Below are 13,265 nucleotides of genomic sequence, written 5' to 3'. Positions count from 1 at the left end.
CTCTTGGATCCATAACAAAAGTCTCCTGTCTGATAGTATTTTAGAACAATACTACCAGAATAGGAGACTAATTATAAGACGCCGATTATTTACCGCTTACATTGTTCCGTGGTAAAATAAAGGCTTATCATAGATAAGATCGAGTTTGTGAGAAACGGATCCCATTTTTTCCCAAAAGAATCCCCAGTTGAAACTCTGGTGGCGGTTGATAATCAATAAGATCATATTCATCCAGGTCATTGCCATTCCCTTCAAAATATGCAGCATCCGCCATCAAAATATGTCGTGGGCTTTTTGCTCTATATTTTTCATTCTCCATGGGGACCTCCTTTCAGACCGTCCATTTATTCGTCTCTAAAGAAAAATCCCTGCATAAGCCTTACAGCCTTAAAATAGAACCGCATAGTTTATGCAGGGGCGCATCTCAGGTATACTCTACCATCATACCTGTCTTGCAGATCCTTTTATAATCTGCATTTTGCAGGAGTACTTTCGATTGATGCCGCACTTTCCTGTTTAATATCTTTTTGTTTTTGGATATCCCTCTGCGAAGTTCTCCCCTTGCGCTATGCGGTCCATTTCCTCTGCACCAGCTGTTCCTTTTCATCCTGGAGGTTCCCCGCATTGCTTTCTGTAATGCCATAATCTTTCTCCTTCAAGAATCCTGCTGTTCCCTGGATTTCTTTAATGAACTCAAAATGTCATCTACCGCATACTGGTAAAAAAGTTTCATAAACAGAAACCAGCGTCCATTGACTGCATCTACATAATGTGAAATGGCATTTTTCATTTCCTCCGATTTCTGCAGGCTACTGACTGCTTTCTGTGCCTCCGACTCCAGTTCCACCCTCGTCCGGTACTCTGGGTTAGAGGAACGCAGCATCTGATCTGCTTCCTCGATCTGGTTTTCAGCCAGAAGATCCAGAAGCTGGCTTGTCCGTATTTTCTCTGTTTTCTGTTCCCCAGTTCGATGAATGCCAAACTCTTGCAAACTCGGAATATTCATGGCCTGCCCTAAATAATAATGATATTCCCGGATCAGAAGTTCTGTTTTCTCCCGAAGGTTCAGATATTCTATAATCGCTTTATGCTCTTCTGCCGTCATTTCCATGGATTCCTCTCCATTCAAAAACGGGACAATCACAGGGTATTTTTCAGCCAGTTCACTCTGTTCCTCCAGGATTTCTTCAAACCGGGAATGATTTTCTTTCAGATACGTGACCACTTTCCGATCCACCCATAGGGAAAGCACCTCTGCCCATTGTTCATCTCTATCGCATTCCAGCATCTCCTGTTTCTCCTTCCTTAAAATTTTCTCTGCTTCAAGTACGACACAATACCAGCTTTCAGAACAGAAAGCTATCTACAGAAACCACCAATCCTCCGCTCCCAAAAATGTGCAGATCTCACAAAGGGTACTTCCTGTCAAAACAGAAGGGCGTGCGCTTTTCCGCTTATCGGCATTCATGGTTCTTCTTTTGCTTCTTCTCCTTCTGTTTTGGCTTATTTCTTTCCTTCTGGTCCTCCATCTGTACTGCCCTGCTTTCTGACTGCGCCTGGTTCAGGCTCTTTTTCTCTCACATAATAGTGTACATTCGCCGTAGTATAGGCACTGATTTCTTTCGCAAAGGCTTCCGCTGCCTCTTTAGAATCAAATTCCAGAGGCTTTCCATTTTCCTTACACCATGCCTCCGCATGGCCAAAAACAGACGTGCCTCTGCGGACTGCCCACACACCATAAGTCTTTTCTTTTTCCATTCTGATCCTCCTTTTCATTTTGAAAGTCCTGCCAAAAGAGCCATATAACTCCCTGTCTGGACAATAAATCTATAATAATAAGAAACAGCAGATACCGTCTGGCCGACTATAAGGCCACACCGTACCTGCTGTTTCCAACACATTTTCCCTGTTCTCTTTTATATATGTCCATCTTCAGTACCGGATAAAATAATCTTTAAATGGGATACTGCACTCATCCTGAACTGGGACAAAGTGCAGGCTTTTCAGCACATTTCTCCGGATCGGCGCATCTTCCTGCGCTTTCATGAGCACACTGTGGATCTGGAAGTCTTCATACACATGCTTCAAAAGTACTTCCAGCAATTCCTGTATATCTTTTCTGGCTTCATATTCGGGCAAGAGATCTAAGCGCAGGATTCCCACCCATGCAATGTCCGTCCACCGAATATTTATAAGAAGGGCAAATCTCGGTCATCCCGACCACTTTCTCCAGTTCGATATCCATGACATGACCAGAAAACGTACAAAATCTTTCTCCTTGTACCGACTTTCACAAAACTCCATGCATTTCACAAACTAGCTGAAATCCGTATAATTAAAATCATCGTCACAGCAATCCCTGTTAAAATATTTTGTGGACTCTGGATTGCTGTAACATTGGAATAACCCTTCTGCGTCCTGCATGTCCATTTTTCTTAGTAAAAAATACTCCGATTGCTAAACTGGGCATTCTTCAAATACATTTGTTTGACTCATTTCTCTTCCTCAATTATCAGTTTGTACCCTATCATACTATAAAGAAACAATGACTCCGCATTTCAATCAGTGCAAAGTAATCTTGAATGATGATATAATTCATTAATGGTCAAAAACAACAATAAATGAGAAATCTTCTACATATATTCTATCTACCTTTTTACGAAAAAACACTGTAATATCATGATTGAAACTACAGTGTCTAAAGTAATTATTCAATTGACTTTTCCCATCCCACAAAAAATAACTGCACAATCTTCCATTTTCTTCTAAGGACAATCTGAAAAATCATCACTTCTTCTTTGACTCCCGCTTTGATCGAAATTCATCTTTACATTCGGGGCAGATATTGGGAATATGTTTCCATGTGACATTATATCTCAGCGTCCGGCCACACACAGCGCATGGCTTTTCACGCCAATTCAAAGCATTTTGCTCTCTTAATTGTCGAACCCGATCTTTGTGCTGTCTAATCAAAGAGCTCTTCTCTGTCTTAAGCAATTTTCTTTTTTCATTAAGTTCACAAAGCACCTCTTTGATACCCTCAAGCTCATCATAGGAATCGGCAAGACACTCTTTCATGTCTCTTACTCGTTCCACAAAAGTCATTGCATCTGCACGATAGCTAGCAGCAAAATCTCGATACTCTCCAGTACAATCTCGGGCATATTCAAATAACCTGTCCGCTTCCATCTGGGCTTCGTCACGTTCCGATTTTTGATATGAAATATCATAGAGCACTGCTTCTTTTGATTCTTCATTCTCCGTGATTTCTGCCTGAATTCCTATAAGCTGTTCATTTATGTAATTAATCTTCTCAGACAGCATATTGAGCATAAAATCCCTCTGTGTTTCATGTGACATATTAAGCCTCCTTGTATAATAAGTCTATAGACAAGTGCAAAGTAGCTTATAGAACTATAACATTGATATCAAGAAAATCAATCAGTTTGATTTAGGAACTGCTAGATTTCTATACTTTTTCTTGACATTTCCCAAGTTTCTTTTTTGGCACGTTAGCCTTTTAGAGGAGCAACGATCCTTGCTATTAGTTGCTCCCTCAACTTTTCGCAATCATAAATACGTTCCTTCATAATACGATGGTTGATACATCCGCCCATACAAATGGGGAATATATCGCATTGACTACATTTTTGCAAATCCGTAGTTGAAAGCTGAAAGTTATCGAACATCTCCTGCCGCTCAGCTAAAACACCGTCCCGGATACTGCCCACAATCCACTCTTTTCTACCAAAATGGTGCTCGCACTTATACAACTCCCCCATGGGACCGATGCAGAAGTTGCTGTCACAAGTGAGCCTGCATGAAACCCCCTTTGCTAAGGGTCTCTTAAACATATAGCTTCGTTGCGCATAGCGTGTCCCAAACATTTCCTGAAATTTCCGTTCTTGCTCTACAAAGTCGCAAAATGCAGACAACTTGTCTTGTGCCCCCTCCTGGTTGACAAATGCAAGATAGACCTTGATTTTTCCGTCCAAACCTCGATTATTCAAAAGATACTCTGTCAGTTGATATGCCTCGTGAATTTCTCTCTCTGCCACATTGATTCGAACCAATATGTTCGAGCTTTTTTCAGCAGCATGGACAATGTTTTCAATCACAATCGCATAATCCTGTTCAGACGCACCTTTTTGTGCACAATATGTCTGGCATGTGCCATCTACGGAAATTTGAATTTTTCGAAAATCATCCCTGACCATTAAGGCCATAGCATTATCATCTAGAAATCTTCCATTGGTGATAAGAGTCGGACGATATACCACCTTCTGTCGCTGACATATATCGGTAATTCTTTTGCTCAAAAAATCTACAAGATCCAGCCTAAGTAACGGCTCACCACCAAACCATGTTACATGCAGACGATTCAAATTAGGGTTTGAACTAATCCGCTTTTCCAGATATTCTAGTAACTGATCCCGCACTTCGACTGACATGTCTGATTTGATATCTCTTCTATGCTCAAAACAGTAGTTACAGTCATAGTTGCACCTAAGGGTTGGTGCAATAACAAAAAACAGATCCTCTGGATATGGGATTCTCTGAAGATGTCTCTCTCGATTCAGTACTTTTTGAACTTCGTCCAACGCTTCATCCACAAAAAAGCCATTTGACTGTAGGAGCTGGAAATAACTAGAGTTTTCCTGCTCGCAACCCTTCTGATAGAATGCCAGTCCATCAGGACTCAAACGAATCACAGCACCTGTAAGAGTGTTCCACAAAAATGATTCCGCAATCAAGATGTTATAAACGGATTTTTTGTACATATTACACCTGCTTTCGTAAACTTAAGACTTGTATTCACAGCCAAAAATGTAGCCCGAGTAATGAGTTTTCACAACAGATTGGTTAATCTTTCATAGGAATAGCTTGCTTATTTAAGAAAGTTCAACACAGTATGGTGAAGAAAAAACTCAATCAAGCGACGTTTAAGATTGCGAATACAAATCCTTAAATCGACCAGTGAGTCCTTGTTCTGATGGGGCTATGACAAGGTTTACTCCCGCCGGAGAACAGAACCTTTCAACTATACAGGTATACAGGGTAAAAATCAATCGCTATTCTCATAGCAACCACTATCAGGATCATACTCATAATCATTGCTACCACACATACTCAAGTCTAACATATTTTCGCTACCTTCCCATAACAATTCCATATCTTAATACACCTCCTTCCTACATCATGAAACGCAGTGAGTAAAATACTATTAAACACTGTCTAATTAAGATACTTTATGTATTCAGACAGCGTTTAGGATTATTATAAAAAAATAAACAATCCCCCTCTTTCATTTGCGTTTTACTTTAACTTGTAACAAGTTCTACTTTACCTTTTATATTATAACAGAAAGAATGCCTGCTGACAAGTTATATTGGTCAAGATTTCTGGAGCTTTTCATAAAGGCTCATTTCATGTTACCGAATATAAGGAACTCCCCCCCAACGTCATGTTATCTCTCTACTGAAAAAATAATTGAGATTGATTACAAACTTCAGCTCCTCCTTCCTAATACGTCAAGCCCTAAATCCTTTCCCAATAATACAAATTCTTCCTACTATTCCCAGCATCTCCTTACAGCTTCGTCTACAGAATCACATCGTTGCAAAAAGAAGGAAAGTGATCGACATCTAGAGATATCATTCCTCTCCCTGCCATTCATTACATTTATTCCCTCTACTCCATACACATTTTTCCCTATGCCTTGTGTATCAAGTAGCTATATTCCATTATTTTAAACACAATATACGCTATATACAGCCAAAAACCCTAGTCCAGTTTACGTCCGCCAGCACGATGGCCGGCCGGTTATACAGCGCCCTTCCGATTGAGACCCGCTGCTGCTGTCCCCCGGAAAGCTGCCCCGGCAGGTTTCTCCTCCGGTCTGAGAGCCCCATGCCCTCCACGATCAAGTCCAGCCGTTCCTGATCCAGCTTCCTTCCGTCCAGGAGGTGGGGCAGCACAATATTCTCATCCACATTCAGAACCGGCAGCAGATTATAGAACTGGTAGATCAGCCCCACCTGCCTCCTCCGAAAAATCGCCAGCTTATCCTCGCTCAGTCCGTGAATGTCTGTTTTCCCGATAAATACTTTTCCCTCCGTGGGCTTATCCACCCCGCCCAGGATATGCAGCAATGTGGACTTTCCGCTCCCGGAAGGCCCCACGATTGACACAAATTCCCCTGCTTCCACAGAGAAAGAAATCTGATCCAGCGCTTTCACACAGGTGTCGCCGGAACCATAGATTTTTGAAATATTTTCACATCTGAGTATTTCCATTTAAAATGTCTCCTTTCAGGTATCATTTGCACGGCAGAGTCCCTCCTGCCGGGTCTGATCTGTTTTTTCTGTTCCTTATGATATGTTTATTATACCTTCAGCATATGACACCACGGTGAATTTTTCGGTGACAAAATTGTCATTTAACTCAAAATCGCAATAAGTCAAAGATCCATGCAAGCCTGGCTGCCTGGCTCGTTGCTTCGCGGGAATCAAATGCCCTCTGCCCAGCCGTTTACTGACTGGACAGAGGGCGCTTCGCTATCTGTAAAACCGTTTATTCTCCTGTTTTCGGACTCTTCCGCTTGCTGAAATCATTCTCTTTTTTCTCATCACTACCGGAAGTGTCGCTGCCTTTTTTCTCATCCCCTCCGTTAGAGACCGTATCTTTTTTCTCATCACGGTCGGGAGCGAGAGTACCTTCCCCTTTGTTTCCGGAATCTGTTTCATCGTCCTGATCCAATGGCGCTTTTTCAAAAACTACCACATACTCGGATGCATGCGAGAAAGACAAACTGATATTGCCGTCCTCCCCGATCTCTCCGGCATCCATGTAGATCATCTTTCCGGAACTGTCATAATAATATAATTTTCCGGTGCTGCCGCTGTGCTCGGCGCCAAGATTCACGGTAAGGTCTGCCCTGAATCCAAATTCTCCATTGTGGGTCAGGGTAATCTGGGTAGCCGGATTTTCTCCCGCAAGGGAATCCACAATGGCCGGAGGAATACCGTCTGTATCAACAATGACTTCCAGATCAATATCCTTCAGGTCGGCTGCAGCCACTTCGTCTCCTCTGATCGACCAGCTATAAGCCCCCATGTCAAGGACAATGTTGACTTCCTTCCCTTTAATGGCTTCCAGAATTTCTTTCGGCACTACAGTCGTTTTTCCCATCTCCACATGTACCGTTTCCCCGCTTCCGTTCTGTTCAATATCGGACACGATTTTTTGGATTTCTTCCTCCGAAAGCTTTTCGCCTGAAGGCTCCTCTGGGGCCCCGTCTTTATGTTTCGCGTCTGCCACGATAAATTCCTTGTCTCCGGTAATCTTCACAGTTTGTCCCTGTTCGAAGCCTTCCCAAAGGATATCCATATACGTTTCGTTTTCGACAGGCAGCGAAAAGTCAGAGTCTTTTTCCACAACCACATATTCAAAGACATCTTTCGGATATTTCAAAATCACGACACAGTTCGCGTACTTCGCCTGTATATTCATTTTCTTATATCTTGCAATGTCTGTACCGGCCGTGATACCGACCCAATCCGACAATACAAGATCTTTGAGATGGTTCAAATCGTTCAAAGCCTTTTTCACTTCTGTTAAGGCGGCATTGTATGTAAGGTTTTCTCCATCCAGAGCCATAAGCCTGCTGCCGGAAACGAGTTTTCCGTCTTCTCCCCGGTAGGTATAAGATACCTCTGCCGTTGTCTTTCCTTTGTATACGGCTGTCACGTCTAAGTTTGTCATCTCATGGAAAATCAGTTCGCTGCCGTCAATCCCCGGAAGCGCCCATTTTTCGAACTCGATTCCTTCCGGTACGGCCGGTACTTCCAAATCGGCCAGGGCATCACGAATGGCCGTACCCTTTTCATATGTTTTGGAAACGATCTTAGATGCTTCGTTTCCATTTTCGTCAAGATACTTGATATCCCATGCTACCAGACAGTTCTCATATCTGGCTTTTATGCCGACATATCCCATATCTTCTACCTGCGTGTTTTCATCCCCGCCGTCCAGTTCATATCCGGAAAGAAGATCCTGGTCCGCATCTTCCGGAGGTACAAAGGAGGCAAGCATTTCCCCGTAAGTCGCATCTTGATCGACAAACTGCGGTACGATTGCCATCGTCATACCCTTGTCCTTGCTTACATATGTGAGTACCACATTCACACAGATTTTGTCATAAACCGCGCGGAAATCATAAGAAGGATTGGACGTATTTCCAAAAAACAGCTCTGTGTCTTCGCCAATCTCCATACCGGTATTTTCCTCCCGGTATTTCACATTTACCCCTTCTGCCGGCAGCGGCGGACATAGTTTCAGCCCCTTGATGGAATCCCTTCTCCCCACTTTGATTGTCTTATTCTTCACAATCGGGCCGTAGCTGTAAGCGCCCGTCTCCCCACGTACGTATCCCTGAATGGAAAAAGTGGCATCCTTTACGTCTTCTCTGTAGGTTTCGTCAGTTTCTACTCTGTAATACCAGGGGCAGGTCTCGCGCCAGTCTGGTTTGAAATAGTTCAGAGTCGTGAGATGGTCTTTAATATCAGTTACACTCAAAGACGTAAGCATCCATTCGCATGGATATGTGTTATTTGTAATAGAGATTGAACCGGTATATTCCTTGGTATCCGCATTGTAATGCAGGCTCATGCTTTCGTTGCCGGAAACATTGGATACCTGTGGGTAGAAAGAAGCATATGCCCAACTGGACGGATGTTCCTCATCTACTTTCACAGTTAAGGTAACTGTATCGCCCGGATGGAGCATTTGTCCATTTTTATCAATGGTAATGCTTTCAATCACAGGCGGTTTTGTGTCATCCAGATATCCCTCTGGATCTACGGTGTAATGCCACGGACGGGATGTACTCCAGTCCGGTTTGAAATCTGACAAGAATGTGGTATTTCCGTTCTCATCGGATAAACTCAAATAGGTAAGCTCCCATTTCGTCGGGTAAGAATTTTGTGTAATATTTATTGTTCCTGTATATTCATGTTCCATGGTATTGTTATTCAAATACAGGTAACAAGTTAAATATGAAACTCCCGAAGCCTGTGGGGTGAATCTTATGATCATTGGGTTTGAAGGATTCTTTTCCTCTACCTTTACCTTGATGGAAACTTTTTCCCCGGCTTTTACCGTTTGTCCGTTTTTGTCTATGGTGATGCTTTTAATTACAGGTTTCTCCGCATCATAATCTTCATTGACAACTGTAAATTTTAAGTCTTTATTTGGTTCCTCCTTTTTCGGATAAAAATAAAAAGCCTGTCTTTCTGAATATATTCGAATATACTCAACTTCCCATTCTGACGGATAAGTATTTTTTTCAACTTGATAAGTACCTGTCAGAGTCTTCGTTTCAGCATTATAGCTCATAGATACGTTCTTTGAACATGAAGGACTATTCACAGTTTTTATATGAAAATATGCGCTTCCCATTTCGATATCTTCACATTCCACTTGTGCCGTGCATGTCACCTTGTCTCCCACCCTCAGTTTTCCATCTGATTCAGAAGACACTCTTTCTATTTGATAGTTAGAAACAGTAAATGTTCCGGTATCTTTGAACTTAAATGTATAGCGATATTTTCCATCCTCCACGACAGGCCAATCTACATAATTGTTTGTCTCGTCTTCCAGCCGAATCATCTCAACATAATAATCGCCTCCATAGCTCACTAAACTGCTGCAATCAAAGGTTCCTGTATAGAGATTTTCAGATTCCTCAGATTTATGGAATGTAACACTCTTTGTGGAGCTACTATTTTTTCTCCGAATCACAACCCTGATATTTTTGATAACGCGGTCTGCGTCATAGGCTGACAATTTAAAATGAAGTGTATCTTTTTTTGTCAGTTCCCGTCCGTTTTCCTCAAATTCGAAGCTTTCAATAACCGGCATGTTAATGTCATAAGAAAACGGCATAATCGAGGGTTCATCCATTTCTTTCGTCGCTGGCCTGGTCGAAGGCTCGTCTGTTTCCTTCGTCGGCGGCTCGATCTCGAAATCATCCATTTCCTTTGCCGGCGGCTCGATTGCGGAATCATCCGTCTCCTTTGCCGGCGGCTCGATTGCGGAATCATCTGTCTCCGTCATCGGCGGCTCGGTTGCGGAATCGTCCGTTTCCGGCGGCGGTATAATCGAAGAATCATCGGTTTCTTTTGCCGGCGGTTCAGCTGTTGGCTCATTGTTTTCTTCCGCCTGCGTTATATCGTTCGGAACCGTAGTTTCCGTCGTTTCCTCGTGTGTCGCGTTTTCTTCTGTCTGCGCTTCTTGCTCCACTACATGGTCAATTTTCTCTACTGCCATACCCTGCATTGGAAATACCGCCGTTGCGATTATAGACGCTGACAGCAAAATTCCTAATAATTTTCTTCCGGATCTTTTCATCCATGAGACCTCCTTTGTAAAGTATGTTATATAAAATTGAGCAGGAATCATTCCTCCTGCCTGCAGCGACAGATCCTCATTCATTCCCCCTTTCTGTTTAATAAGAATATTGATCGCATTGGAACATGAAAATCCGCCATAGCGGAAAGGGTTCTTCCACTTGGCTCGCGGGCCCCATTTCCAGGACGGACATTGCCGGCTCCAATACCGGTGTGGGCAGGATAAAAAAGGAACAGAAAACGTACCTGTATTTTCCTGCACACAAAAAAAGGCAATAAATCCCTTTTCAGGAATTTATCACCTGTACTCATAAATCTATCGCCACAGAGAGATTTTACCACATCTATTGAATTTCTACAATACAATTATGTCTATTTTGTTAATTTTTTGTAACTGTTTTATTACTGTTTACATGGTGTCGTGCACTTGCCGCACGGCATCCGGCCAATACAAAAAAAACTGCCACTGGCAGTTTTTCTTCATACGATGGTATTCAGCGACGGGGCTGGCATCCAGCCCCCCGACTCTCCGTTCCGGTCCGTCCCAAATAAGCTCGCGGACGCTTAAGACCGCCGCCAGACGGCTTTTCAATGGGCTGGATGCATGACAATCCGCAGACGCTTAAGTCTATGATTTTCAACGACTATTTACTGCTGTCCGCAGCTGCCCTATTCGCCGTCCTCCTCCATCTCCGGACGAACCCGCCATTCCCGGATCCCCCCGCAGGCAATCTTTATACCGCTGTCTCCGGACGGCTGGGAATGGAAATCATCCGGCTGCAGATGGATGACCACCGTTTTCCCGATCACTTCCTCCGGATGTATGCGTCCTGTATACACAGCCATCCACGCCGCCCCTCGGGTGGATAACAGGGGAGGCAGATCTCCGGCATGCTCGGGATGGGCCTTCCCTTCCGGATTATAGTGACCCCCGGTATTTTTCAAAAGATCAGCGTCATCGCCTGTGCAGGCGCCGCCCTCGTGAATGTGAAATCCGAAAAAATGCCCTGCCGTTTCGTTGTCCTCGTCTGGCAGTCCGTAGATCTCCGCCATCAAAACCGTACCGCCGAATACATCATAAAAAGTAATTCTCCCGTGGATCTCCGGATATTCCTCCGTTCCTCTGATATCTGCATACGCCTCCGGCGCCCCGTTCAATTTTTCAATCATATCTTTCACCCTCCTGGTTCCTGCTGTATCCTGCTTGAAAACGCCGAATACATTCTCCCTGTCTATAACTTATGCAGAGGGTAAAATTATGTGCATGAAATCCTGCAATTAAATTTCATATCCGTAATCCCATTGAAACGGAATCTGCATGTCCTCCGGCAAAGGCGCCCTGAACTCCATCCACTCCTTCGTAATCGGATGCACGAACCGCAGCCGGCAGGAATGCAACGCCTGCCGGCTGATATACTCCATATCCGGATTATACAGATAATCACCAACCAGCGGAAACCCGAGATATTTCAGATGAATCCGAATCTGATGGGTACGTCCTGTTTCAAGACGGAGTGAGACCAGGCTGTGCCCGTTCTTCTCTTCCACCACCTGGTAGTTCGTCAATGCCCGCTCCCCATGTTCAAAATCCACCTTCCGCTCAATGATTGAACCCTCCCTGCGGGACAAAGGAGCGTCAATCGTGCCGGAAGGCGGAAGCACATTTCCCCGGACGATGGCCAGGTATTCCCTTTCAATCTCATGCCGGTATCCCATCCCGGACAGAATGTTTGCACTGAGCATATGCTTCGCGACCACAGTCAGCCCCGAAGTGTCCCGGTCCAGGCGGTTTGCGCAGCGAAAGACAAAAGATTCCTTCTGCTGTTGGTAATACCACACCAGCCCATTTGCAAGAGAATAATGGTAATTTTTCATGGATGGGTGCATCGGCAGTCCGGCAGGCTTGTCAACCACCAGGATATCCTCATCTTCATAGATGATGCGGAGGGGAATGTGAACCGCCGGAATCTTTTCGGAGCTTTCGGTTTCCTGGATTCGCACCGTCAGCTCATCTCCCGGGGACAATGTTTTCTTTAGAATGCAGTTCAGCCCATTGACCTGGATGCTGTCCGGCATCTTTTTCAGTTCCGTCAGGTTCTGCCTGGAATACCCCCGACGGCGCAGAAACTGCTCGATCCGAAGGCCATGGTCTGCTTCGCTGATGGAATAAAGGAATGTGCGGTTCACTGTCCTGCCTCTCCGTTCTTCCAAAACGGCATCCATTTTTCCGTCATCTTCTCAGTCTCATTGATCTGATCCAGTTTCCGTTTTGCGGCTTCAGAGCCAAGTTCTATTTCCGCTTCGCAGACTCTTTTTTCACCCTCACGTCTCACACGTGCCTGATCCGCTGTCTGCGTTTTCTCCAGATCCGCAGATAACTTCGTCAATTTGGCGATTGTCCCGCCATCAGAAGCCGGCGTTCCCGTTTCCTCAGTCTTCTGCGGCTTTTGGCCCGCACTGCCCTGTTCTTTGGCGCTCTCGTTCTGCTTTGCCATCTCCGAAGCAATCTGTTCATCAATCTCCTCCAGCTGCTTCTCGTACTCTTCCAACTGTTCCTGAAGCCCGGCCATACTGTTCCCATCCTCATCGTCCAGCATCCTGGTGAGCAGTGATTCTTTGTTGCCGCATAGCATTTCCTTCTGGTTCATCAGATTTGCCAGAAGGCTGGATGCCTTCCCCTGGGGCGAAATCAATGCCGTATCCGTCCGCATCGCCGGCAATGCCTGCTGCCCATGATCCATACGGTTTCGGTTCACACTCTGATTGATTGCCGCCGCCGGGAAAAAACTGGTTGTCTGACCTGCATAAATCCTCATAGCCACTTCCTCCTTTTCGCTGTTCCGTGAAAAAAACTTC

General features: G+C 44.4%; 11 protein-coding genes and 1 pseudogene. All 12 read right to left on the bottom strand.

What is annotated here, in order from left to right; all coding sequences use genetic code 11:
* Window positions 1–127: 127 nt before the first annotated feature.
* The 12 genes and pseudogenes from ACTOY7_RS17225 to ACTOY7_RS17170 all read right to left on the bottom strand — a co-directional run bounded on the left by ACTOY7_RS17225 (window position 128) and on the right by ACTOY7_RS17170 (window position 13,225).
* A complete protein-coding gene (locus tag ACTOY7_RS17225; protein ID WP_482672278.1) occupies window positions 128–319 on the bottom strand; it encodes a hypothetical protein in 192 nt (63 codons plus the stop codon).
* A 105-nt stretch (window positions 320–424) separates the two neighbouring features.
* Window positions 425–643, bottom strand: a complete 219-nt coding sequence (locus ACTOY7_RS17220; protein WP_482672279.1) for a hypothetical protein — start codon at window positions 641–643, stop codon at window positions 425–427.
* 12 nt (window positions 644–655) lie between these two features.
* The gene (locus ACTOY7_RS17215) at window positions 656–1,288 is read right to left on the bottom strand and encodes a DUF6664 family protein (RefSeq protein ID WP_482672280.1); all 633 of its coding nucleotides are present in this window, start codon (window positions 1,286–1,288) and stop codon (window positions 656–658) included.
* Window positions 1,289–1,503: 215 nt separating this feature from the next.
* The gene (locus ACTOY7_RS17210; protein ID WP_482672281.1) at window positions 1,504–1,758 is read right to left on the bottom strand and encodes a DUF8081 domain-containing protein; all 255 of its coding nucleotides are present in this window, start codon (window positions 1,756–1,758) and stop codon (window positions 1,504–1,506) included.
* 174 nt (window positions 1,759–1,932) lie between these two features.
* Window positions 1,933–2,088: a hypothetical protein gene (locus ACTOY7_RS17205; RefSeq protein WP_482672282.1), complete on the bottom strand. Its 156-nt coding sequence runs from the start codon at window positions 2,086–2,088 to the stop codon at window positions 1,933–1,935.
* A 699-nt stretch (window positions 2,089–2,787) separates the two neighbouring features.
* Window positions 2,788–3,360 (bottom strand): coiled-coil domain-containing protein, encoded by a 573-nt coding sequence (locus tag ACTOY7_RS17200; protein ID WP_482672283.1) that lies wholly within the window; start codon window positions 3,358–3,360, stop codon window positions 2,788–2,790.
* A 152-nt stretch (window positions 3,361–3,512) separates the two neighbouring features.
* Window positions 3,513–4,781, bottom strand: coding sequence for a radical SAM protein (locus tag ACTOY7_RS17195; RefSeq protein WP_482672284.1), 1,269 nt, complete (start codon window positions 4,779–4,781; stop codon window positions 3,513–3,515).
* Between the two features lie 1,017 nt (window positions 4,782–5,798).
* A pseudogene (locus tag ACTOY7_RS17190) lies at window positions 5,799–6,296 on the bottom strand (ABC transporter ATP-binding protein); the annotation flags it as partial.
* Between the two features lie 277 nt (window positions 6,297–6,573).
* The gene (locus ACTOY7_RS17185; protein WP_482672285.1) at window positions 6,574–10,329 is read right to left on the bottom strand and encodes an ICP22 family protein; all 3,756 of its coding nucleotides are present in this window, start codon (window positions 10,327–10,329) and stop codon (window positions 6,574–6,576) included.
* A gap of 749 nt (window positions 10,330–11,078) precedes the next feature.
* Entirely contained in the window at window positions 11,079–11,579 is a 501-nt protein-coding gene (locus ACTOY7_RS17180) for a superoxide dismutase family protein (RefSeq protein WP_285823718.1), read from the bottom strand.
* A 108-nt stretch (window positions 11,580–11,687) separates the two neighbouring features.
* A complete protein-coding gene (locus ACTOY7_RS17175) occupies window positions 11,688–12,632 on the bottom strand; it encodes an RluA family pseudouridine synthase (RefSeq protein WP_482672286.1) in 945 nt (314 codons plus the stop codon).
* Window positions 12,593–13,225, bottom strand: a complete 633-nt coding sequence (locus tag ACTOY7_RS17170; RefSeq protein ID WP_482671325.1) for a hypothetical protein — start codon at window positions 13,223–13,225, stop codon at window positions 12,593–12,595. Before ACTOY7_RS17170 ends, ACTOY7_RS17175 begins: the two co-directional genes overlap by 40 nt.
* Window positions 13,226–13,265 lie beyond the last annotated feature (40 nt).

The organism is Schaedlerella sp. (genome assembly GCF_056796775.1).
This window is presented reverse-complemented; position numbering and strand designations above follow the sequence as displayed.

Coding starts and splice junctions, on each gene's coding strand:
- ACTOY7_RS17225 (WP_482672278.1), bottom strand. CDS start 319: ATGGAGAATGAAAAATATAGAGCAAAAAGCCCACGACATATTTTGATG.
- ACTOY7_RS17220 (WP_482672279.1), bottom strand. CDS start 643: ATGGCATTACAGAAAGCAATGCGGGGAACCTCCAGGATGAAAAGGAAC.
- ACTOY7_RS17215 (WP_482672280.1), bottom strand. CDS start 1,288: ATGCTGGAATGCGATAGAGATGAACAATGGGCAGAGGTGCTTTCCCTA.
- ACTOY7_RS17210 (WP_482672281.1), bottom strand. CDS start 1,758: ATGGAAAAAGAAAAGACTTATGGTGTGTGGGCAGTCCGCAGAGGCACG.
- ACTOY7_RS17200 (WP_482672283.1), bottom strand. CDS start 3,360: ATGTCACATGAAACACAGAGGGATTTTATGCTCAATATGCTGTCTGAG.
- ACTOY7_RS17195 (WP_482672284.1), bottom strand. CDS start 4,781: ATGTACAAAAAATCCGTTTATAACATCTTGATTGCGGAATCATTTTTG.
- ACTOY7_RS17185 (WP_482672285.1), bottom strand. CDS start 10,329: ATGGCAGTAGAGAAAATTGACCATGTAGTGGAGCAAGAAGCGCAGACA.
- ACTOY7_RS17180 (WP_285823718.1), bottom strand. CDS start 11,579: ATGATTGAAAAATTGAACGGGGCGCCGGAGGCGTATGCAGATATCAGA.
- ACTOY7_RS17175 (WP_482672286.1), bottom strand. CDS start 12,632: ATGGATGCCGTTTTGGAAGAACGGAGAGGCAGGACAGTGAACCGCACA.
- ACTOY7_RS17170 (WP_482671325.1), bottom strand. CDS start 13,225: ATGAGGATTTATGCAGGTCAGACAACCAGTTTTTTCCCGGCGGCGGCA.